Raw genomic sequence first — 21,279 nt, 5'->3', positions numbered from 1 at the left:
TATAATATAACATTTCAACCAAACTTCAATCATATTTCATTCATTTACTCCAAATTAATTAGCTTCATATAATTAAACCAATGGGTTACATATCAATGTTAATCTATAAAATTCGGATAGCATTTTTTTGATATATTTCAGCAATGCCCTTTACAATTTCACATGCTGTACTCGCACCAATTTTGCATAAAGCATCGAAAGGAACACTTCCTATTTCTGCTCTAGCAATTGGTTGCATGGTCCCTGACTTATTTCGTCTTTTTACAGACGAACATATCCAAATCACACATCAATGGACCGCATTGCTATATCCCAATTTATTGGTGGGAATGGCATTCTGTCTATTGTGGTATGCACTATTACGACCTACTTTTTTTAGATGGATTGGTATTTACAATCCCTTAAAACTCTCGAACTTTAGATCTGTCTTTCAATTCTTGGTGCTGATTAATATTTCATTAATCTTGGGTATCAGCAGTCATATCCTTTGGGATGGTTTAACTCATGTTGATTACAGAACCTTTGCTTTTCATGACCTATTAGCTAAGCAAATCAATCTTTTCGGACAACACTACCCCCTCCATCGAATTTTACAGGTCGGTACCTCTATTATCGTTTTGCCCTTTATTTTTTGGTTTGCAAAACAGTATTTTTGTACTTACCGTCAACCATTCAGAGTAACTCGTTCTATCACTATTTTTGCTGTGGTATCCGTGCTAATTTCAATATTAGGTGGAGTATTTGGATTTATTCATTTCAACTCTAATTACAATACAGCTATTTTAAATGACCTATATGGTTACATTGGCTTCTCAATTAATTATTTCTTTAGAGGCTTTCTATTGACGTTTGCGATTTGTACGCTTGTTTTTCAAATCTTAGATCAATTGGAATTATTCGAAGGATCATCTTAATTTTAAATTTGCATTAAATAATAGGGCTTTCATAATCTTCTCCTTGTGACTGTAGTCTCAAAGAGGCATAATTCATCTTTCGAATAAAGGCGATACGCTGTTTACGTATACGCTTTCATTAACCCATATAGTTGGATTTTTAACGCTATGATGCGAACTCATTACTGCGGTTCATTAACCGAAGCTCAAATTGATCAAACCGTTACACTTTGCGGATGGGTACACCGTCGCCGTGACCACGGTGGTGTAATTTTCCTTGATATGCGTGACCGTGATGGTCTAGTTCAAGTGGTTATTGATCCTGATACACCAGAAGCTTTCGAAACAGCTGATAAGGCTCGTTCTGAATTTGTATTAAAAATTACTGGTCGCGTTCGCCGTCGTTATGCTGGTACTGAAAATGCCAACATGGTGAGCGGTCAAATCGAAGTATTAGGTAAAGAAATTGAAGTTCTAGCAGCGTCTGAAACTCCACCATTTCCATTAAATGATGATAATACTAATATTTCAGAAGAAATTCGTTTGAAGTATCGTTTCTTGGACATTCGCCGTCCAGAAATGTTAGAACGTTTACGTTTCCGTTCTAAGCTTACAAACCTTATTCGTAACTATTTCGAAGAAAATGGATTCTTAGACGTTGAAACACCTATTTTGACACGTGCGACTCCTGAAGGTGCGCGTGACTATTTAGTGCCAAGCCGTGTATCTAACGGTAGCTTCTATGCACTTCCACAATCACCACAATTGTTCAAACAGTTGTTAATGGTGGGTGGTATTGATCGTTATTACCAAATTGCTAAATGTTTCCGTGACGAAGACTTACGTGCTGACCGTCAGCCTGAATTTACACAAATCGACGTTGAGACATCGTTCATGAGTGACGATGACATCATGGATTTAATGGAACGTTTAACAGTTAAGATGTTTAAAGAACTTCTTAATGTTCAATTTGATAAGTTCCCACGTATGACCTATGCAGATGCAATGCGCGACTATGCATCTGACAAGCCTGACTTACGTATTCCACTTAAACTCGTTGACGTTGCAGATTTGATGCAAGACGTAGAGTTCAAAGTGTTCGCTGGTCCTGCTAAAGATCCTAAAGGTCGTATTGTTGCGCTTCGTGTACCGGGTGCAGGCTCTCTTCCACGTAGCCAAATCGACGAGTATACTAAATTTGTTGGCATCTACGGTGCAAAAGGTTTGGCGTATATCAAAGTTAACGAACTTGAAAAAGGTATCGAAGGCTTACAATCTCCTATCGTGAAATTCATCGAGCCAATCGTGCTTGATTTATTGAAACGTGTGGGTGCTGAGAATGGTGACATCGTATTCTTCGGTGCAGATAAAGCGAAAGTTGTAAACGATGCAATGGGTGCTTTACGTATCAAAGTCGGTCATGACATGAAGATGGCAACTTGCGAGTGGGCACCACTTTGGGTTGTTGATTTCCCAATGTTTGAAGAAACTGATGATGGTAAATGGACCTCTGTTCACCACCCATTCACGCTGCCTAAATCTAGCGTAGAAGAAGTGAAGAACAACCCAGGTGCAGCATTATCTGTAGCTTACGATATGGTGCTTAACGGTACTGAAATCGGTGGTGGTTCACTTCGTATTCACAACCTAGAAATGCAAAAAGCAATTTTTGAAGCTTTAGGTATTGGTGAAGAAGAAGCAGAAGAGAAATTCAGCTTCTTATTGAACGCTCTACGTTATGGTGCACCTCCACACGGTGGTTTGGCATTCGGTTTAGACCGTCTTGTGATGCTAATGACAGGTGGTTCATCAATCCGTGATGTGATTGCATTCCCGAAAACGAAAACTGCGGAATGTCCGTTAACACAAGCACCTGCACCAGTTGAATCAACTCAACTTCGTGATCTTGGTATTCGCTTACGTGAAAAACCAAAAGCTGAATCACAAGAATAAGTTTTTGTTGATCTAAATAAAAACCCTGCAACGGCAGGGTTTTTATTTCATTGAGATAAACGCTCAAAAATGGCATAATCGCAGAAAATATTTAAGAGTTCATTCATATGGCTATGCGTCCTGATGTTCGTCGTCATACAATCATTATTATTGTATTTTGCATCGTGCAGTGGGCATTTATGCGCTATATTTTGAATGAACAGTTGTTTAACTTAACAACTTACCAACGTATTGTTTATTTCAGTACCAGTAGTTTTATTGCAGGTTTTGGTACTATCGCAGCATTAATTTATATGGTGCTTAAAGGAAATGCAGATCAGGAATAACTCATTAAAAGAAATCATTATTTAAACAATAAAAAAGCCCAATTTGCTGGGCTTTTTTATTTACGCTAAACCATTCAAATCTTTGAATTTACTTGATTTAAGCTCTTAGGATAAAGGTTTTACAATCGTTTTAAGCAAATAAGCCAAACTATATCTCAGGCGTAAAGCCAAATATGCAAGGTAATTTTTTTCTTTCATTGGTCTAATCTTATAAAATTTATAAACCTTATATTCTGCATATGCATAACCTTTTTTATTTTTATATCTTTGTAAAATCTTGAATACTTCCTCGAACATTAATGATTTATCTCGACTTAAATTTGTATCGTGCATACGATAAGCCACTATGACCTGTGGAAGATAAACCAGTTTTGCTCCTCGCTCCGTTAATCTTAGCCATAAATCCCAATCTTCGACCTTAGTATTTTCATTATACCCCCCAATCTCTTTCAGCAGTTTTAGGTCAATTAATTGTGAAGAAGCTGGGATATCATGCTGATGAAAAAAAATCTCCTGAAATGTAAATTCTCGATAACGTGCATTCTCCTTTACTCTCATGATCTGACCATCATCATTAATGAGTTGATGTGCTCCAAAAATTCCAGCAATATTGGCGTCTTTCTTTATTGCTGCAATTTGGATTGCTGTTTTTTCAGGAAGCATCATATCATCTGAAGCAACAATACTTAAAAACTCACCTTTAGCTAAAGCCATTCCTTGATTTAAAGTTTTACTTAAGCCTCTATTCTCTCGAGAAATAAATAAAAAATTCTCAAAACGTCGCTCACAATTCACTCGCATTTGCTCAATTTTCAAAATCGAATCATCACGAGAACCATCATCAATAATAATGAGTTCAATACGTTCATATGTCTGATCAATGACGGATTGAATACTTTGCTGAATATATTTTGAATGGTTATAGCTTGGAATGACAACGGTCACTAATGGTAAAACAGTATTCATATTATTCACCATTAAAAGCATTACATGCAGCAATTACTTTTTCAATATCATCATCTTGTAAAATCGGGCTGATAGGTAAGCTTAAAACTTGCTCATGAATACTTTCAGTGACAGGGAGACTCAAATGATTTAACTCTGTATAGGCTTGTTGCTTATGAGGTGGAACTGGATAATGAATAAGCGTTTGAATACCTCTTTCTACCAAATATTTTTGTAACTCATTTCGTTTAACTGTTCTTATAACAAATAAATGCCAAACATGCTGAGAGTAATTTTTAGGATCAACATCTTGCAATGGTAAGGTGATTAAGGAATTTTTAATTCCTTGAATATATTTAGATGCAACCGCTCTACGACATTCGATTTCAGCATCCAAATATTTTAACTTGATATCTAACATTGCGGCTTGAATTTCATCGAGACGACTATTTACCCCAACAAATAAATTTTTATACTTTTCATGTGATCCGTAATTTCGCAATGCTTTTAAAGTCTGTGCCAATTCCACATCATTAGTGGTTATAGCGCCTGCATCTCCTAATGCACCCAAATTTTTACCTGGATAAAAACTAAAACCTGCGGCATGTCCCCAACTACCAGCCTTACGACCATCAAGTTCTGCACCATGTGCTTGTGCGGCATCCTCAAGCACCAGCAAATCATATTGATCAGCAAGACTCATTATTGCCGGCATATCAGCCAATTGCCCATACAAATGAACAGCTAAAATAACTTTTGTTTTTGGTGTAATTGCTTGTTTAATTAAGTCTAAACTAATGTTAAAAGTTGAGAGGTCTGGCTCAACCAATACAGGTTTTAAATTGTTTGCTGTAATAGCTAAAATACTGGCGATATAAGTATTAGCAGGAACAATAACCTCATCCCCATCCGTTAATTTACCTAGTTCTTTCCACGCCCTTAAACTAAGAATAAGAGCGTCTAATCCATTGGCAACTCCAACAGCAAAATTAGTCCCACAATAGCTTGAAAAATTTTTCTCAAATGTTTCTAATTCTTTACCATCAATATACCATCCTGCATCAATAACGCGACTGCATGCCGCCTTTAAATCCTCAGCATACTGACTATTAATTTTTTTCAAATCTAAAAAAGGGATCATTCTATTACATAACCTTTTATCACTGCTGGATTTCCCACAACTATAGCCCGATCTGGTATATCTTTTGTGACCACAGCCCCAGCACCAATCATGGATTTCTTGCCAATTCTTATCCCAGGCAAAATTGTAGCATTTGCACCAATACTTGCCCCTTCTTTCACGACTGTTCTTAAAAAATCTGTAGGATACTGTTTTGAGCGTGGATGTTTATCATTGGTAAAGCTGACACATGGTCCAACAAATACGTTATCTTCGATAGTAATTCCATCCCAAACAAACACACCTGACTTTATAGTGACATTGTCGCCAATCAAAACATCATTTTCGATCAACGTGTGTGCACAAATATTACAATTTTCTCCGATTTTCGCTTGTGGTAAAATCACACTGTATTGCCAAACACGTGTATCACAACCTATATTTTTACTCTGCACATCAGCAGTTGGATGAATTATAGGCCGATGCACCTCTTTAAGAAAATCATCATAATCACGAATATAATCTGACTCATCATAATTTTCGCTAGCCAACACCAACAGTACACAATCTGGCGAAAAGTCATGCATTTCACGCCACAATAGACTTTCAATAAGAAGACCTTGTTTGGCAGAGGACAAGACTACTTCTTCCTTTTGATAACCATTATCTAATATAAAACGGCATGATCCATGTAAACATATTGCGATTTGTTTTAAATTCTTATGTGCATGAAATCCGCGCGGCGAATTTTTTGTATTATTAAAAATATAATAGATCCGCTTCAATTGAAATGGAATTGATTTCATTGACTCCAAGGCAACAAGCCCACCTCGATCATCACTCAAATCAGGTAGATCAATTAATTTTATCAAACTCATAAATTTCAACTTACCAAAGAGATCAAATATTGGCCGTAGTCATTTTTACTCATGCTTTGACCAATTTCTAGAACTTGTTCTTTTGTTAACCAACCTTGATTCAAGGCAATTTCTTCAAGACAAGCTACTTTATAGCCTTGTCTTTTTTCAATAGTTTCTACAAATTGTGCAGCTTCGAGTAAGCTTGCATGCGTGCCTGTATCCAACCAAGCAAAGCCACGCCCTAACAGTTCAACGTTAAGATCACCCCGCTCTAAGTACATCTGATTAATTGATGTAATCTCTAACTCACCGCGCTCCGATGGCCGCACTTTTTTTGCAATTTGCACCACATCATGATCATAAAAATATAATCCTGTTACCGCGAAATTTGATTTTGGTTGCTTTGGCTTTTCTTCTAAAGAAATTGCTCTCTTCTGCTCATCAAACTCAACAACACCAAAACGCTCAGGATCTTTCACTTGATATCCAAAGACAGTTGCCCCCTTGGTACGTGACACAGCATTTTTCAGCATTTGTGTAAATCCCTGTCCAAAGAAAATATTATCTCCTAAGACTAAACAAACATGATGGTCGCCAATAAAGCTTTCTCCAAGAATAAAAGCCTGTGCTAGACCATCTGGACTTGGCTGAACGATATAAGTTAGCTCAATGCCAAATTGAGAACCATCCCCTAGTAAGCGTTTAAAACTCTCTAAGTCCTCTGGCGTAGTAATAATCAGAATTTCACGGATACCCGCTAACATGAGCACTGAAAGGGGATAATAGATCATTGGCTTATCATAAACAGGCAGCAGCTGTTTAGATATACCTTTCGTAATCGGATACAAACGTGTACCTGAACCACCAGCGAGAACAATACCTTTTGTCTTCATTCTATATTTCCTAACCGCTCACCTTGATAACGTCCATCTTGAACCCGATGGCACCACTCTAAATGATTCAAATACCATTGCACTGTTTTACGTAGCCCTGATTCAAATGACTCTTTAGGTGTCCAATCAAGTTCTTTTTGAATTTTAGAGGCATCAATTGCATAACGCACATCATGGCCAGGTCGGTCGGTCACATAATGAATAAGGTCCTGATAGTGCTTTACACCTTGTGGCTTGGTTGGGGCCAGCTCCTCAAGTAAATCGCAAATACTTTTTACTACGTCAATATTCGCTTTTTCATTATGTCCACCAATATTATAGGTTTCGCCGACTGCACCTTCGGTAACCACTTTATATAAAGCACAAGCATGATCTTCCACAAATAACCAATCACGGATTTGTTGGCCATTTCCATATACAGGTAAAGGCTTCCCTTGTAATGCATTGAGAATCATCAATGGGATAAGCTTTTCAGGAAAGTGATAAGGACCATAGTTATTTGAACAGTTAGTGACAATCACTGGTAAACCATAAGTCCGATGCCATGCTCTCACCAAATGATCTGAACTAGCTTTAGAAGCAGAATATGGCGAACTCGGTGAATATGGTGTTTCTTCAGTAAAAAGATCTGTCGTTCCGTCTAAATCACCATACACTTCATCTGTTGAAATATGATGAAAGCGAAATTTTTTCTGCGCGCTTGAATCCAACTTTGACCAATAATGGCGGGCAGCCTCAAGTAGTTGGTATGTTCCAATAATGTTGGTTTCAATAAAAGCAGAAGGTCCAGAAATAGATCTATCTACATGCGATTCCGCAGCCAGATGCATGACAGCATCTGGGGAAAAATGGCTAAACAGCTGTTCTAATGCCACTCTATCACAGATATCGGTCTGACTAAATTGATAACGCTCATGCTTTGCAACAGAAAGCAAAGACTCTAAATTACCCGCATAAGTCAATTTATCGACATTTAAAATGTGATGTTGAGTATGTTCAATAATATAGCGTATTACTGCTGAGCCTATAAAACCAGCACCACCGGTTACTAGAATACGCATTCAAGCTGTTCCTATCATTCTTTGTATAAAACTAAATGGAGAGATAAGTCTGATGACAAAATCATTTAAACCCGACAACTTTCCCCACCAATGCGCATTTGATTTGTTTCAATATGCGCATAATTTCTAACTGCACTTTTGCCCACCCTTTTTTCTTTTGTTTTTTCATACGCGCTTTTCGCTCTGCTAGCAAATCACTTGACAGTACGGTTTTCTTAGCAGGAAACAACATCATTTCTTGAATACATAAAGCTGGAGACATCTGATAAACATCAAGACATTTTGTACCCACAAATTCACTGAACATTACTTGATCTAAGGGGATTAATGGAATAGATTTCACATACTCTAGGAAAGCTTTCGCTCCATTTAAAGATAAAATATATCCAGCAGTCCCTAAATTCTTTCCAACCAATTGAACAATTTGCCTTTGACCTTTTGCAATAGGTACATTTTTTTTACCTAAAAAGACTTTTTCAGCAAAAGCTTCCGTTTTGATAATATCCCAATCAGGTTGAATCCACTGAGAATCATTCAGAAGTTCATGAGCTTGTTCACCTAAATACACATCATCTTCAAAGACAGCCAAATAAGGAATATTTTCATCCACGATTTTTTGCCATACAGAAACATGGCTCATAAAGCAGGCGAGTTCACCCGGACTTAAAAAATCATCATGAACATTTAATCGCATTTCTTCAGCTAAAGGACGTGCTAAATCAGGTGTCAGTGCATCAAAAAAATCATATTCAATTTTTTGTTTCGAAAATTCAGCCTCTATATGTTCACGACGTTGATGAGCGGTTTTTAGACTAATTACGATACTTTGCATTAGAATGACCTTAATTTATTTAAATGCAATTAAATGCTGAAGAGCATAGAGTTTATCTCGCCACATTCTTTTTTGCTTTTTCAAACCATAAGAAGCAGATCGGTTTTCCTTTTCCTTTCTTGCAATCCCTTGCGATGCTACAGTCCCTAAAATATCGCTATCTAAACCTGCGGGTTTAACCAATGCTGGCCAAACACCAAGCCCCTTACCTGTTTTACTCAACCAAGACTGGAATAAAATATCCACGGGTTTACAGATAGGTTGCGCTTGTTGTAAAAATGCTTCAGCCCCTTTTCTTGACCAAATTAACCCTAGGCCACGAATTGGGAAATAATATGCATGCCACAATGCAAAATCACCAAACTGAATAATATCTTTGGCAAATTTCTTTTTCTTCGCCGCAATATTCACTAAGTACCATTCGAGATCTTGGTGAGTGTCGAGATATTCCAAAATCTGATGCATCTTTTCAGAGAAATCTGCTGAAATTTGCATATCATCCTCAAGCACAACCAAATAATCTGCATCTGTCGATAAAAATTTCTCAACACACCCCTGATGACTCAGATAACACCCTAATTCAGAATTTAACAAACTACGACCCAACAATTGTTGTGACAATTTATCGTTATATTGACTGAATTCTGTTAATTTTTTTCCACGACCATCATAGGCAGAAAAACGCTCATACGGCCACTTCACGGCGTTTAACTGCTTCGTCGCCTGTTCTAGACGCTGATCACTACCATCTAGATTAATTAGATAAGTTATAACTTTCATAATTTACTCTTGGTCTAGAAGAGACTGTGGTAAGTAGTCCTTAAATTTAGCATTTAGGGCATCAATTACTTGCTGTCTTTGATCAGCTGTAAATTGATCTAAACTCTGAACACACCCATAAGGAATATCTGTTTGCTGTAGTGCTTGATTAAAATTATCAATACCATCTGCATTTTTCAGATACGCAATATCAACATCTGGTAATAAAATTGCTTTATGATTTTGAATACATAGATGATTACTGAGTCCTACTGGCAGTAACTGATAAAAACTTCGGAATCTTGGCGAAATCTGTTCAATTAAAAGTTGTGGATGTGCTTTAAAAAATGCAGCAAGTCGTGATTGTACTAATACATGTGGGCGATGGTGAATCTCAAAATAACGATTGAGACCTACTACATCAGCACTCAGCATTTGTGCCATTGTATATTTAGCTTTAGGTGTTTTATTTAACGTCTTATTGAGCCAATCGCGCCATTTAAACTTTATTTTTAAAGCTGTGCTTGAACTCCAATGACCATATATTTTTATTTGATCATTAACAATGAAATCTTCTAAAGCAGAAGGTGAGTTAAAGAAAAAATCATCATTCAAATACAAAAAATACGGTGAAATATCGGGAATATTCCATAGCATCATTTCAATGGATAGGGAGTTAAATGTTGGTAAATAATCCTGATAACCTGCAAACAAAACTTGATGATCAATGATTCTAATCTGATCTTTTATAACTAAACCTTGTTGCTCGAACTCATCTATCCACTGAGGTTTCTGCTGATCTGTAACAATGTAAATATGCCTAGCATAAGGTACATATTTTAAAATCGAGGCAATATTATAATAAATTTCATTATTACTAGCATAGCGAGTATTCTCAATTTTAACATCGGTATCCCGAAGATAAGATTGACGTTTTTGCTGAAGCTCAACATCCTGACCATCAACCCATGCAATGACAATATCTAAGCTTTGCTGCATATTTAAATAAGTACTCATCAACAATGTTACTGCCAAGCGTCCTTAATCCATTGACTTGGCAACACATAGCGGTACCATTTACCACCGCCACCATTCACAGCATCAGGTGGATTAATCTCACCATGGAAAATAATAATTTTGGCACCTTCAGGTTTTACTGGTGGCTTAAAAAATGCCATTGGGATTTTTTGTAAACAGTGATATTTATAACTCTTACACCAGCTATCTGGCCAATAAGTTTGCTTCGCATGTTTATCTACATACCATGACAAATAGGCTTGCTCATTACGGAATTTTTTTCGAATTTCATCAAAGTTTTCACGAAAATATGGTAATAATCCAGGGAAAGCGCCCAATTTAAAACGATATACTGAGCTATTACCTGTGATTCGCCATGGTCGTTTCCAGTCGTGAATAATTAAAAAATCACCTGGATAAGTGAAAAACTCATCCATGTTATCAACGATAACAACATCCAAATCTAAAAATAGCGCGTTACCCTTTAAGCCATATAAGTCAGGCTCAAAAGTTGAAAGTTTGTTCCAACCACGCTCAGGCGCACCTTCAGGCAATGCTAACGGTGGAATAGGAAAGCATTTAACATTTGGATCAATTCCTTCTGTACGGTCAGTGAGACAAACCATTTGGAAATCAACAGTCGTGTGTCGTTTCACCATATTGTAAAGACGATTCACATACTCAGAACCATATTTGGTTCCCCACTTCATACACAAAACAATGTTCTGTTCTTGTGCAATCTCTTCTTCTAATAAGACATTGTTTTCATGTATTGACATGTCGTTTTATTCCACCGAATCAATAGCTGCATCATACCACAGAGTTAAAATATTCTTGAACGATAAGAATTCAAACTCGTCCAAATTGAAATCAAATCTTCATTAAATTGTCACGTCTTAGAAACCCTATTTTGTCAAATTAAATTTAATCTGGCTTGAACTAAAATAATGAAAATTACTATTGTCGGCACTGGGTACGTCGGTCTCTCAAATGCGATGATTTTAGCACAACATCATGAAGTCACCGCCTTAGACATTGATCAAAACAAAGTAAATTTATTGAACAAGAAAATCTCACCTATACAAGACACAGAAATCTCTGATTTTCTAAGTAATAAACCATTAAACTTTAAAGCAACAACTAATGCTGTGGATGCGTATTTTCAGGCAGACTATATTCTTATTGCGACGCCAACCGATTATAACCCTACAACCAATTATTTTGACACTTCAAGTGTTGAATCTGTGATCACTGAGATTTTAAGGATTAATCCATTAGCGACGATCATTATCAAATCGACAGTTCCTGTAGGTTACACCCAACAACTAAAAAGTAAATTTGAAACACAGAATATTATATTTTCACCTGAGTTTCTCAGAGAAGGAAAAGCATTGCTGGATAACTTATATCCTTCAAGAATTATAATGGGTGAAAATTCTGAACGAGCACATCAATTCGCAAACATGCTCATAGAGGGTGCTTATAAAACAGATTGTCCAGTCTTGTTCACTGACTCCACCGAAGCAGAGGCAATCAAACTTTTCGCAAACACCTATCTAGCTATGCGCGTTGCATTCTTCAATGAACTAGATACTTACGCGCAAATATACCAATTGGACACTCGCCAAATGATCGAGGGCGTATGTTTAGACCCTCGTATTGGTAAATTTTATAACAATCCATCTTTCGGTTACGGCGGATATTGCCTTCCTAAAGATACTAAACAATTACTCGCCAACTACGATCAAGTTCCAAGCAATTTAATTCAAGCCATTGTAGATGCAAATAGTACTCGCAAAGATTTTATCGCTCAGTCTATTTTGGAAAGATGCCCTAGCGTTGTTGGGATATATCGTTTGGTCATGAAAAGTGGTTCAGACAATTTTCGATCGTCAGCAATACAAGGTGTTATGCGTCGTCTCAAAGCGCAAGGAATCAAGATCATTATTTACGAACCAACGCTTTCAGAGAAAAAATTTCAAAACTCAAAAATCATCAAAACACTAGAAGAATTTAAAAAAAGAGCAGATTTAATTATTAGTAATCGTCATTGCGATGAACTGAATGATGTTGCAGATAAAGTGTATACCAGAGATATTTTTGCTAAAGATGATTAAAAAAGGACTCAATTGAGTCCTTTTTTCAAAGCATTAATTATTTCACATATGTTAACCAGTGAGCATATTTAGGGTCTTTACCTTGTACGGCATCGAAGTATGCTTTTTGGATTTGTGTTGTGATTGGACCACGAACACCCTCACCAATTTGACGGTCATCATATTCACGGATTGGCGTTACTTCAGCAGCAGTACCCGTAAAGAATGCCTCATCAGCGATATAGAATTCATCACGCGTAATACGACGTTCAACGACTTCATAACCAAGGTCTTTCGCAATCGTAATAATGGTTTGACGTGTAATACCATCAAGAGCACCACCAGCGATATCAGGGGTATGAATCACACCATCACGCACTAAGAATACATTTTCACCTGAACCTTGACACACATAACCTTGTGGATCAAGTAACATTGCTTCGTCATAACCTGAGTGCGCAACTTCTTGGTGTGCCAAGATAGACAGCGTATAGTTTCCTGATGCTTTCGCCTTACACATCGTCACGTTAGGATGATGGTGTGTAAAAGAAGAAGTTTTTACACGAATACCCTTCGCCATTGCCTCTTCACCAAGGTAAGCACCCCAGCTCCACGCAGCAACCACTGCATGAATTGTATTATCCGTCGCTGCAATACCTAGCTTTTCCGAACCAATAAAGATAATTGGACGTAAATAGCAAGAAGCCAATTTATTTTCACGTACCACATCAATTTGAGCTTGTTCTAACGTCGCCTGATCAAACGGAACTTTCATTTGATAAATTTTGGCAGAGTTTAAAAGACGTTTAGTGTGTTCTTTTAAACGGAAAATTGCCGTTCCATTCGGAGTTTCGTAGGCACGGACACCCTCAAACACACCCATACTGTAGTGTAAAGTGTGTGTTAAGACGTGAGTTTTTGCTTCACGCCAATCAACTAATTGTCCATCTTGCCAAATAAAACCATCACGATCAGCCAAATTCATGACCTAAACTCCAAATTTTTATACACAGTCATTTCTATCCAACTACTGATGCAGTTGGATCTATTAATCTTTGCCATAGCTTGCAAACGACCTTACGGGTATCGAGCCAATTCGCAGCACTCACTTGCATGGATTGATTTGCAAGGGCTAAACGATGACTCTCGGCACGTTCACGGAGATAAGCTTGAATCAATGCTGTCGCATCGGCGCTGGATAAGCAGCCAGTTTTTGCGGCATCCTCAAGGATTCGTACATTGTCGGAGTAATGGGCGAGATCAGGATTCGTCCCACTCCATGCTAATACTGCATACTGTGCCATAAATTCGATATCAACGATACCACCTGCATCCTGTTTTAAATGAAAAATTCCATCTTTTTTTTGCTCATTTGATGAGCCTAAATGGTCTTTCATTTTTTGACGCATTTTTAGCACTTCTGCTCTTACCGTTTCTTCATTTCGAGGCAAAGTTAAAATACGACAGCGTAATTCTTCAAACTTTTCTCTTAAGCTTTGCTCACCCGCTATACTACGTGCACGAACAATGGCTTGATGCTCCCAAAGCCATGCGTTTTTAAGTTGGTATTGCTCAAAAGCCTTAAGACTTGTGACGAGAAGCCCAGCTTCTCCTGAAGGACGCAATCGTGTATCAATCTCATACACACGACCATCTAAAGTTTGGGTTGTCATCAGCGACATGAGCTTTTGCCCAACACGCATCGCAAATTCAAAACCACTAATTGGTTTCAAGCCATCCGTATCTGCCTGTTCATCCATATAGTGAATAAACACTAAATCAAGGTCTGAACCATACCCAAGTTCGATACCGCCTAATTTCCCATACCCAATGACACTAAATGCCATATGATTTTGTGAACAACGTTGACCATCTGCATCTACTGGGTAACCATGTTTTTTGGCTGTAATTTGATATGCCAAATTCAAGGTCGCTTGAACTGAAACCTCAGCAATATCGGTGAGCGCATCAGACACACGCATCAGGGGACTTTCAGCCAATACATCACTGGCTGCTACAGTCAAAACATTCGATTTTTTGAATAAGCGCAATACGCGCATTTGATCTTCCACCTGATCTATTTCAATGCGCAGCAGCTGCTGTCTGAGTGAATCCTCCAAATCTTGGCGTTTAGGTAGCTCAAAATCCATCGATAAAAATTCATCGAGTAAAACTGGATAATGGGTTAACTCTTCACAAATCCATGGGCTTACAGTCGCCATTTTAACGAGTCGCTGTAATGCTCCTTTGCTTTCAATTAACATCACTAGATAGACTGTTCGCCGCATCACAGATTCAACCAGTGGCATCAGCCTTACCAAAGCGACTTGTGGATTATCCGATTCGAGAACAGCTTGAATCAGATGAGGCCAAAACTCTTTTAAACGATTAACTGCTTTAGCGGGTAATTTTTTTATGGCATGTCCATACCAAAATTCACGAACCAAATTTTTAGCAGACTCATCTAAAACTTCATTCAATTGCTGCTCTATTTGGCTAAAGCTTTCAACCAATGGATCTACTTCTTTTTCTTTAATTAAATGCTCAAACTGATAAGTTACTATAGCGCGCTTCTCATTGAGAACATTTAAGAAAGCATCCCAACTCTCAAATCCAAGTGTCTCTACGATGCGATTTCTTTGGTCAAGTTCTGTAGGCAGTGATTGAGTTTGTTGGTCGTTCAACGCTTGAATGGCATGTTCTACACGACGCAAGAATAAATAAGCATTTTCAAGCTCATCCACCACTTCAGGTTCAAGTAATCCAACAACCCCCAAATGATGTAGACTCACTAAACATTGACGGTCTTGTAGCTCAAGTTTTGAACCACCATAAATCAACTGGAAAACTTGAACGATAAACTCAACTTCACGAATACCACCTGCACCAAGTTTAATATCATCTTCAATATTTCTACGTTGAACTTCACGCTCAATCATCGCTTTCATTTCACGCATCGCTGCAAAAGCGGTGTAATCCACATAACGGCGGAATACAAAAGGTCGAGTCATTTCCAGAAGCTCATCCCCTTCCTTTCCTCCTGTAACAATACGCGCCTTTATCCATGCATAACGCTCCCACTCACGTCCATGTTGACTGAGATACTTTTCAAGTGCCACATGACTGATTGCAAGTGCTGAACCATCACCCCATGGTCGTAATCGCATATCCACTCGGAATACAAATCCATCTGCGGTGATATGTTCCAACAAATAAATAATTTTTTGCCCCCAAAGGATGCAAAATTGCTGAACATCAATACATTTACGACCATTGGTTTCACCTTGCTCATCGAAGGCAAATATAAGATCAATATCACTGGATAAATTAAGTTCCTGAGCCCCCAATTTACCCATTGCAATCACGATAAGGTCTTGAAGCTTACCGTTATAGCCGATCGGCTCTCCATGTTTGGCTTGCAATGGACGATAAGCGAAGCTTTTGGCTGCATCAATACTGGCATCGGCAAAGTCTGAAAGCTCACGAGTCAATGTAATAACTGAAATGAGGCGGTTCGCATCCTGCCAAATCCACCGAAACATTAAACGTGCTCGCAAAATTCGAATTTTTTGCATCCATTCTTTTTCATCCTGAATGTCAGCAAGTTCTTTTTGTACAATGTGATAGATTTGTTCAGTACTTAAAAATTTATTAAATTGATCAGATGAATAATCTTGTTCTAATAATGTTTGATGTAAATTATAAACTTGTTCCGCGTATTGACTGGCTCTAAGAGTTTTTTGCAACTGATCAGCATTCATTTGAAAAAAAGCCTGAATAAATCTAAAACTCTTTTATATCAGTCCTTACGCATTTTGTGGACTATTTAGTTCACTTTTTCCAAAGATGTTTGATTACTCGTATTTGGGGTGGCAGGTAACGCTGCATGAGTGTCTGCTTCAGGTAATATGACTTTAAAAGTCGTACCTTGACCTTGTTGAGAACTGACACAAATTTCACCATGATTCAAATCAACAAATCTTTTACATAACACCAAACCTAAACCAGCACCTTTTTCACCAGATGTACCACGAATAGATACCTTCAAATCCGGTTGAAAAAGCTTCTCAATTTGCTGTGATGTCATACCTAAACCTGTATCGCGAATGGCAATTTCGACACCTTGATCGCATTTTGATGCTTCGATATAAACTTTTCCAGTTCCATCCACATGAGTAAACTTCAAAGCATTGGATACCAAGTTTTGAATCACTGATGTGATCATATTAATGTCGGCAAAGACTTTTAACTCTTGCGGCACACTTTCAATTAATTGAATATTTTTTTTCACAGCCAACGTGTTTAAAACATCAAAAACGATTTTTGTCACCTGTTTAAGCTCAAACTGAATAGGGTGATAGACAAATCTCCCGCCTTCAGCCATTGCCCAATTTAATAGGCTTTCCAATAAGTTATAAGTCGATTGAGCGGTATCATGTAGATACTCAGCGATATTCTGTACACTGTCCTCATCCAAACTTTCACGTTCATTGGCCAATACATCAGAAAAACCTAATAAGCCATGAAATGGTGCGCGTAAATCGTGTGCAATGATTTGAAAGAATTTTGTTTTACTGAAATTAAGCGCCGATTGTTGTTCATATAATTCTTTGAGTTCCGCATAATCCGAATGAAGCTCTAATATACGAATTAAGCTCATTGAAAAATCATAAACCAGTTCTAAATTTTGATCATCAAAAGGTTGGTGCTGATTATCAAATAAAATCACTTGACCAATTGAAAAATCATCATTCACTTTTAAATCAATGGCTATAATTCGCTCGTGATCAACTCCGAGTTGATGAATATGTGCTGAAAAAGATGAATAATTAGGATGATCACGACTGATCGAAGTTTGACCCGCGAAATATGGTAATAATTTTGCTTTTTTATTGGCATTAAAAGCTTTAAATCCATTTGGAGAAGAATGCCACACATATGGTTCATCATGAAAAGCTAAGATTGCTGACTCCGCATTTAAAATGCCACGCGCAAATCTTAAAAAACTCTCAAGTTGATTTTTTGGCGTTGATACACCGAGTAAAAGAGACATTTTGCAGGCACTGAGCTGATCAGCTTGATCGACATCTATAAATTCTATTTTCATGTCTACATCCTGCCATGGAGTAAAGGGGAATAATGATCGATTACATTTTATTTTTTCATTTCACAGTAAAGAAATGAAACCTTATTTCATCAAGACTAATACATTCTCAAATATTAAGAAAGTGCATTTTTGAGGACTGAATATCTAGCTAAAGCATGAGTCGTACTTTATAAAACGTAAGCGTCTAGTGAAGATCGATTGAATAAACCATAACTATTTATTATTAAAATAAAATTTACTCAATCCTTATCTTATATATTATTCATCAAATCTTCATTTGAAATTTTAAAATTCCTTTATTTATTTAAAACAAATAAAAAGGCCCTCAAGTCTGAATATGCTTGAAGGCCTTTAAGTATTTGGTCCCGAGGGTCGGACTCGAACCGACACGTCATCTCTGACAGCGGATTTTGAGTCCGCCGCGTCTACCAATTTCACCACCTCGGGAAAGGTTGTGTTCGGTATAATATCGTTTTTCTTTTCTTTGTCAATGCAAAACCTGACTCAAGCGCCTATTTTTAAATCAATAGCATGCATTATGCTTTTTTAACCACCAAACTCAACTCGAACTGGGCAAAAAAAGCATATACTAATGCCAAAATTTTTGCTGATTCCATTTTTATATTCTTATGCAACTTTCTGATTTTAACTTTGAACTCCCTGACGAACTTATTGCCCGTTACCCTCTTGAAGAGCGAAGCGCTTCTCGCTTACTTCATCTTAAAGCCGATGGTCAATATGACGATCACCAATTTACCGATATTTTAGACCTGTTTAATGAAGGTGATTTATTAGTTCTCAATGATACTAAGGTAATGAAAGCTCGCTTGAAAGGTAAGCGTGCTTCGGGTGGTGCGATTGAGGTTCTGGTTGAAAGAATGCTTGATCAATTTATTGCTCATTGCCATATCAAAGCAAGTAACTCACCAAAACCAGGTGCTGAGCTTTTTGTCGGATCAGATGAGGTTAAAGTTACGGTTCAAGGGCGCCATGAAAATCTCTATGTGGTGGAATTTTCCAAACCAATCTTAGATGTATTGGATCAGTATGGTGCATTGCCTATTCCACCTTACTTCAACCGAGAAGCAGAAGATATTGATACTGTTCGTTATCAAACCGTATTTAATGATCCTACAAAAATTGCTAGCGTTGCTGCTCCAACGGCGTCTCTACATTTTGATGAACAACTATTAAAAAAACTTGAAGATAAAGGTGTAAACAAGACATTTGTCACCTTACATGTGGGTGCAGGTACCTTCTTACCAGTACGCACCACTGATATCGAAAATCACATCATGCACAGTGAATGGTGCCAAGTCAGCGATGAAGCTATGGCGTTGATTAAGGCGACTAAAGATCGAGGCAATAAAGTGATTGCCGTCGGAACGACTGCAACACGGGCAACTGAAAGTGCGGCTCAAGCCAATGATGGCCAACTGAAGGGCTGGACTGGTGATACTCAGATTTTTATTTATCCTGGTTATGAATTTAAAGTAGTAGATCGCTTAATTACTAACTTCCACCTTCCAGAATCAACATTATTAATGCTTGTCTCAGCCCTGTCCAATCGTGATTATATTTTGAATGCGTATCAACATGCTGTAAAAGAACGCTATCGTTTCTTTAGTTATGGTGACGCAATGTTGATTGACCAAGCAAAAGATTAGGATCTGATCTATGCCGATTGATTCTGTTCAGCAACTGCTTCACCTTCGCACCCGAAAGAACAAGCAAATTATGGCCAGTGTTGATCGGCTTTGGGCTCTTGGACGTTCTGCTCAACATTCTGATGACATCCTGCAAGGATTACATCCATGGGGTTCGAATACCCAACTCTTTTTTCACAATGGCATACCTAAATTTTTAGTTACGCTTGCCATCATATTCAGTGTTTTTTCGCTCTTTCCTATTTTTGACACATTAAAATGGATGGCATATAGCGCATCGGCGATACTTATCCTGATTGCATATATAATTTATGAACCGAATAAACCTATTCATGAAGTGATTTCATTTCTTGAAGAGCGAATGATTGGTTTTAAATTCGGTATAGAAGCTTATTCAACGCCATCACACCTTGGAACAAATAGACATAACACCTTGATCATAAGTCAGCTAAGGCAAAAATTTCCTTTGTTTAACCAAGGTAACCATGCCAATGATATTTTAAAGTTTGCCTCCACCACGTGGAAAAACGCGCAAAATCAAGATTTTCCTGTTATGCTTTTTCATTACCGATTTATTGATGAAATCAATCTGCCTGAGCAAAACAAAACACCACAAAAATTAAAAAAAATTGAACGTCATCATTGGGGCGTATTTGTATTTGATATATCACCACTAGGATTAGCGACAACCAGTAGAAAGAAAGGGTTCACAGCACCATATACAGAGCACTGGGAGAGCAGCGATTTAGAGCTACGTAAAAAAGTTCAGATTTACGGTACAGACCGCTTACAACTCGCAAAGATCATGACGCCATCAACCACACTCAAACTAATTGAATTTTATCGACTTCACCAGGGCGACTTAATTTTCCACCCTCATGACCAAATCATGTGCTATTTGGGAGAGCGCGATTTATTTGAAGTCACGCACAAGCTTGAAATCAAAGACATTAAAAATATATCCGCTTTGCGCGGTTACTTAAGAACATTAACCATGCCAAATTATCAACAACTCAAACAGAGCATGCTAAACTTAGTTGCATAATAACGATCATATTAGGTAATGCGTGTGGGCTTATTCATTTTTCTTTCCATCTTTGTTTTGATTATTGTTTGGGGAATATGGGTTCGAAATAATATCGTTAGATATTTGAATGCTTCTCAGCGTGCTTGGTCAGATGTCGCAAATTTTGAACGTCAGAAAATTAAAACATTAGAGCATCTTGAGCAAAATTTATCTCAATACACTGAGTTTGAAAAATCAACATTAGAAAATATCACAGCCTTACGCCAACAAATCCTAAATCTCAATACACAATCAACTGATGTAGCTCAGCTTCAGCATATTGAAGCGCTAAGTCAGTCGTTAATGAAAAGTTTAAATGTGGTTGTTGAGAATTATCCAGATCTCAAAGCTGATCAGCTTTACAACCAAATGATGCATGACATTCAAGAGCAAAATGAAAATGTCAGTGCTGCAATTTCAATATTCAATCGAAATGTCGAAGAGTTTAATAACTTGATTCAAATTTTTCCAAATAACTTAATCAACAGTATCAGCCTCGCAAAGAAACCTATTCGCCCATTTACAGATCATCAAGCTCAACAAAATTTTGATTATCGCCCTAATTTCAAATAAGGATTCCACCTTAAAAAGTGGCAATATCTTAGAGAATCACGTTGTTTATCCATTACGATTTATTCATATTAAGATATGCTAAAAACTGTATAGCTGGGCGAAAAATAAGCA

19 protein-coding genes and 1 tRNA gene are annotated in these 21,279 nt (G+C 37.5%); 7 read left to right on the top strand and 13 right to left on the bottom strand.

The annotated features are described in order from the left end of the window. Positions 1 to 143 precede the first annotated feature (143 nt). From AC1M9L_RS06845 to AC1M9L_RS06835, 3 genes are all read left to right on the top strand, one after another. Positions 144 to 914 carry a DUF4184 family protein gene (locus AC1M9L_RS06845; RefSeq protein WP_481591700.1) on the top strand — a complete coding sequence of 257 codons (771 nt, stop codon included), beginning with the start codon at positions 144 to 146 and terminating at the stop codon, positions 912 to 914. 147 nt (positions 915 to 1,061) lie between these two features. Next, a complete protein-coding gene (gene aspS / locus AC1M9L_RS06840) occupies positions 1,062 to 2,846 on the top strand; it encodes an aspartate--tRNA ligase (RefSeq protein ID WP_035265578.1) in 1,785 nt (594 codons plus the stop codon). Positions 2,847 to 2,953: 107 nt separating this feature from the next. Then, positions 2,954 to 3,172, top strand: a complete 219-nt coding sequence (locus AC1M9L_RS06835) for a hypothetical protein (RefSeq protein WP_481591699.1) — start codon at positions 2,954 to 2,956, stop codon at positions 3,170 to 3,172. Between the two features lie 105 nt (positions 3,173 to 3,277). On the opposite strand, the gene AC1M9L_RS06830 is transcribed toward AC1M9L_RS06835, so the two are convergent. From AC1M9L_RS06830 to AC1M9L_RS06790, 9 genes are all read right to left on the bottom strand, one after another. Further along, positions 3,278 to 4,138, bottom strand: coding sequence for a glycosyltransferase (locus AC1M9L_RS06830; RefSeq protein ID WP_481591698.1), 861 nt, complete (start codon positions 4,136 to 4,138; stop codon positions 3,278 to 3,280). Between the two features lies 1 nt (position 4,139). Then, positions 4,140 to 5,258, bottom strand: a complete 1,119-nt coding sequence (locus tag AC1M9L_RS06825; RefSeq protein WP_481591697.1) for a DegT/DnrJ/EryC1/StrS family aminotransferase — start codon at positions 5,256 to 5,258, stop codon at positions 4,140 to 4,142. After that, complete coding sequence (locus AC1M9L_RS06820; protein WP_481591696.1) at positions 5,255 to 6,115, bottom strand: WxcM-like domain-containing protein; 861 nt, start codon at positions 6,113 to 6,115, stop codon at positions 5,255 to 5,257. The genes AC1M9L_RS06825 and AC1M9L_RS06820 overlap by 4 nt, the downstream gene beginning before the upstream one ends. A gap of 5 nt (positions 6,116 to 6,120) precedes the next feature. Continuing rightward, the gene (gene rfbA, locus AC1M9L_RS06815) at positions 6,121 to 6,990 is read right to left on the bottom strand and encodes a glucose-1-phosphate thymidylyltransferase RfbA (protein WP_481591695.1); all 870 of its coding nucleotides are present in this window, start codon (positions 6,988 to 6,990) and stop codon (positions 6,121 to 6,123) included. After that, on the bottom strand, positions 6,987 to 8,051 hold the full coding sequence (gene rfbB / locus AC1M9L_RS06810) for a dTDP-glucose 4,6-dehydratase (protein ID WP_481591694.1): 1,065 nt from the start codon (positions 8,049 to 8,051) through the stop codon (positions 6,987 to 6,989). The genes rfbA and rfbB overlap by 4 nt, the downstream gene beginning before the upstream one ends. A gap of 61 nt (positions 8,052 to 8,112) precedes the next feature. Then, positions 8,113 to 8,883 (bottom strand): glycosyltransferase family 25 protein, encoded by a 771-nt coding sequence (locus AC1M9L_RS06805; protein ID WP_481591693.1) that lies wholly within the window; start codon positions 8,881 to 8,883, stop codon positions 8,113 to 8,115. A 15-nt stretch (positions 8,884 to 8,898) separates the two neighbouring features. Further along, positions 8,899 to 9,663: a glycosyltransferase family 25 protein gene (locus AC1M9L_RS06800; protein ID WP_481591692.1), complete on the bottom strand. Its 765-nt coding sequence runs from the start codon at positions 9,661 to 9,663 to the stop codon at positions 8,899 to 8,901. A 3-nt stretch (positions 9,664 to 9,666) separates the two neighbouring features. Next, complete coding sequence (locus AC1M9L_RS06795; protein WP_481591757.1) at positions 9,667 to 10,641, bottom strand: capsular polysaccharide biosynthesis protein; 975 nt, start codon at positions 10,639 to 10,641, stop codon at positions 9,667 to 9,669. A gap of 26 nt (positions 10,642 to 10,667) precedes the next feature. After that, complete coding sequence (locus AC1M9L_RS06790) at positions 10,668 to 11,438, bottom strand: glycosyltransferase (protein WP_179998943.1); 771 nt, start codon at positions 11,436 to 11,438, stop codon at positions 10,668 to 10,670. A 168-nt stretch (positions 11,439 to 11,606) separates the two neighbouring features. On the opposite strand from AC1M9L_RS06790, the gene AC1M9L_RS06785 reads away from it, so the two are divergent. Beyond that, positions 11,607 to 12,776, top strand: a complete 1,170-nt coding sequence (locus AC1M9L_RS06785; protein ID WP_481591691.1) for a nucleotide sugar dehydrogenase — start codon at positions 11,607 to 11,609, stop codon at positions 12,774 to 12,776. A gap of 37 nt (positions 12,777 to 12,813) precedes the next feature. On the opposite strand, the gene AC1M9L_RS06780 is transcribed toward AC1M9L_RS06785, so the two are convergent. From AC1M9L_RS06780 to AC1M9L_RS06765, 4 genes are all read right to left on the bottom strand, one after another. Beyond that, positions 12,814 to 13,740 carry a branched-chain amino acid transaminase gene (locus tag AC1M9L_RS06780; RefSeq protein WP_179998941.1) on the bottom strand — a complete coding sequence of 309 codons (927 nt, stop codon included), beginning with the start codon at positions 13,738 to 13,740 and terminating at the stop codon, positions 12,814 to 12,816. 34 nt (positions 13,741 to 13,774) lie between these two features. Continuing rightward, entirely contained in the window at positions 13,775 to 16,516 is a 2,742-nt protein-coding gene (glnE, locus tag AC1M9L_RS06775; RefSeq protein WP_481591690.1) for a bifunctional [glutamate--ammonia ligase]-adenylyl-L-tyrosine phosphorylase/[glutamate--ammonia-ligase] adenylyltransferase, read from the bottom strand. A gap of 65 nt (positions 16,517 to 16,581) precedes the next feature. Then, positions 16,582 to 17,862 carry a sensor histidine kinase gene (locus AC1M9L_RS06770; protein WP_180028869.1) on the bottom strand — a complete coding sequence of 427 codons (1,281 nt, stop codon included), beginning with the start codon at positions 17,860 to 17,862 and terminating at the stop codon, positions 16,582 to 16,584. 360 nt (positions 17,863 to 18,222) lie between these two features. Further along, positions 18,223 to 18,309: transfer RNA gene (locus AC1M9L_RS06765), tRNA-Leu, on the bottom strand. A gap of 182 nt (positions 18,310 to 18,491) precedes the next feature. On the opposite strand from AC1M9L_RS06765, the gene queA reads away from it, so the two are divergent. From queA to AC1M9L_RS06750, 3 genes are read left to right on the top strand one after another with little or no spacing between them, the layout of a single operon-like run. After that, on the top strand, positions 18,492 to 19,529 hold the full coding sequence (gene queA, locus AC1M9L_RS06760; RefSeq protein ID WP_180028870.1) for a tRNA preQ1(34) S-adenosylmethionine ribosyltransferase-isomerase QueA: 1,038 nt from the start codon (positions 18,492 to 18,494) through the stop codon (positions 19,527 to 19,529). Between the two features lie 10 nt (positions 19,530 to 19,539). Next, positions 19,540 to 20,574 (top strand): hypothetical protein, encoded by a 1,035-nt coding sequence (locus AC1M9L_RS06755; RefSeq protein WP_481591689.1) that lies wholly within the window; start codon positions 19,540 to 19,542, stop codon positions 20,572 to 20,574. Positions 20,575 to 20,592: 18 nt separating this feature from the next. Continuing rightward, positions 20,593 to 21,168 (top strand): LemA family protein, encoded by a 576-nt coding sequence (locus tag AC1M9L_RS06750; RefSeq protein ID WP_481591688.1) that lies wholly within the window; start codon positions 20,593 to 20,595, stop codon positions 21,166 to 21,168. Positions 21,169 to 21,279: the final 111 nt, after the last annotated feature.

It is taken from the genome of Acinetobacter sp. ANC_7511 (assembly GCF_056779975.1).
Note: the sequence above shows the minus strand (reverse complement) of the source record. Positions and strands in the feature narration are given on the sequence as shown.

Excerpts from the sequence above, each read along its gene's own strand:
- AC1M9L_RS06770 (WP_180028869.1), bottom strand. The coding sequence starts at position 17,862 with ATGAAAATAGAATTTATAGATGTCGATCAAGCTGATCAGCTCAGTGCC.
- AC1M9L_RS06835 (WP_481591699.1), top strand. The coding sequence starts at position 2,954 with ATGGCTATGCGTCCTGATGTTCGTCGTCATACAATCATTATTATTGTA.
- AC1M9L_RS06795 (WP_481591757.1), bottom strand. The coding sequence starts at position 10,641 with ATGCAGCAAAGCTTAGATATTGTCATTGCATGGGTTGATGGTCAGGAT.
- glnE (WP_481591690.1), bottom strand. The coding sequence starts at position 16,516 with ATGAATGCTGATCAGTTGCAAAAAACTCTTAGAGCCAGTCAATACGCG.
- AC1M9L_RS06830 (WP_481591698.1), bottom strand. The coding sequence starts at position 4,138 with ATGAATACTGTTTTACCATTAGTGACCGTTGTCATTCCAAGCTATAAC.
- AC1M9L_RS06805 (WP_481591693.1), bottom strand. The coding sequence starts at position 8,883 with ATGCAAAGTATCGTAATTAGTCTAAAAACCGCTCATCAACGTCGTGAA.
- AC1M9L_RS06825 (WP_481591697.1), bottom strand. The coding sequence starts at position 5,258 with ATGATCCCTTTTTTAGATTTGAAAAAAATTAATAGTCAGTATGCTGAG.
- AC1M9L_RS06820 (WP_481591696.1), bottom strand. The coding sequence starts at position 6,115 with ATGAGTTTGATAAAATTAATTGATCTACCTGATTTGAGTGATGATCGA.
- AC1M9L_RS06780 (WP_179998941.1), bottom strand. The coding sequence starts at position 13,740 with ATGAATTTGGCTGATCGTGATGGTTTTATTTGGCAAGATGGACAATTA.
- AC1M9L_RS06790 (WP_179998943.1), bottom strand. The coding sequence starts at position 11,438 with ATGTCAATACATGAAAACAATGTCTTATTAGAAGAAGAGATTGCACAA.
- AC1M9L_RS06755 (WP_481591689.1), top strand. The coding sequence starts at position 19,540 with ATGCCGATTGATTCTGTTCAGCAACTGCTTCACCTTCGCACCCGAAAG.
- rfbB (WP_481591694.1), bottom strand. The coding sequence starts at position 8,051 with ATGCGTATTCTAGTAACCGGTGGTGCTGGTTTTATAGGCTCAGCAGTA.
- queA (WP_180028870.1), top strand. The coding sequence starts at position 18,492 with ATGCAACTTTCTGATTTTAACTTTGAACTCCCTGACGAACTTATTGCC.
- AC1M9L_RS06800 (WP_481591692.1), bottom strand. The coding sequence starts at position 9,663 with ATGAAAGTTATAACTTATCTAATTAATCTAGATGGTAGTGATCAGCGT.
- rfbA (WP_481591695.1), bottom strand. The coding sequence starts at position 6,990 with ATGAAGACAAAAGGTATTGTTCTCGCTGGTGGTTCAGGTACACGTTTG.
- AC1M9L_RS06785 (WP_481591691.1), top strand. The coding sequence starts at position 11,607 with ATGAAAATTACTATTGTCGGCACTGGGTACGTCGGTCTCTCAAATGCG.
- aspS (WP_035265578.1), top strand. The coding sequence starts at position 1,062 with ATGATGCGAACTCATTACTGCGGTTCATTAACCGAAGCTCAAATTGAT.
- AC1M9L_RS06750 (WP_481591688.1), top strand. The coding sequence starts at position 20,593 with ATGCGTGTGGGCTTATTCATTTTTCTTTCCATCTTTGTTTTGATTATT.
- AC1M9L_RS06845 (WP_481591700.1), top strand. The coding sequence starts at position 144 with ATGCCCTTTACAATTTCACATGCTGTACTCGCACCAATTTTGCATAAA.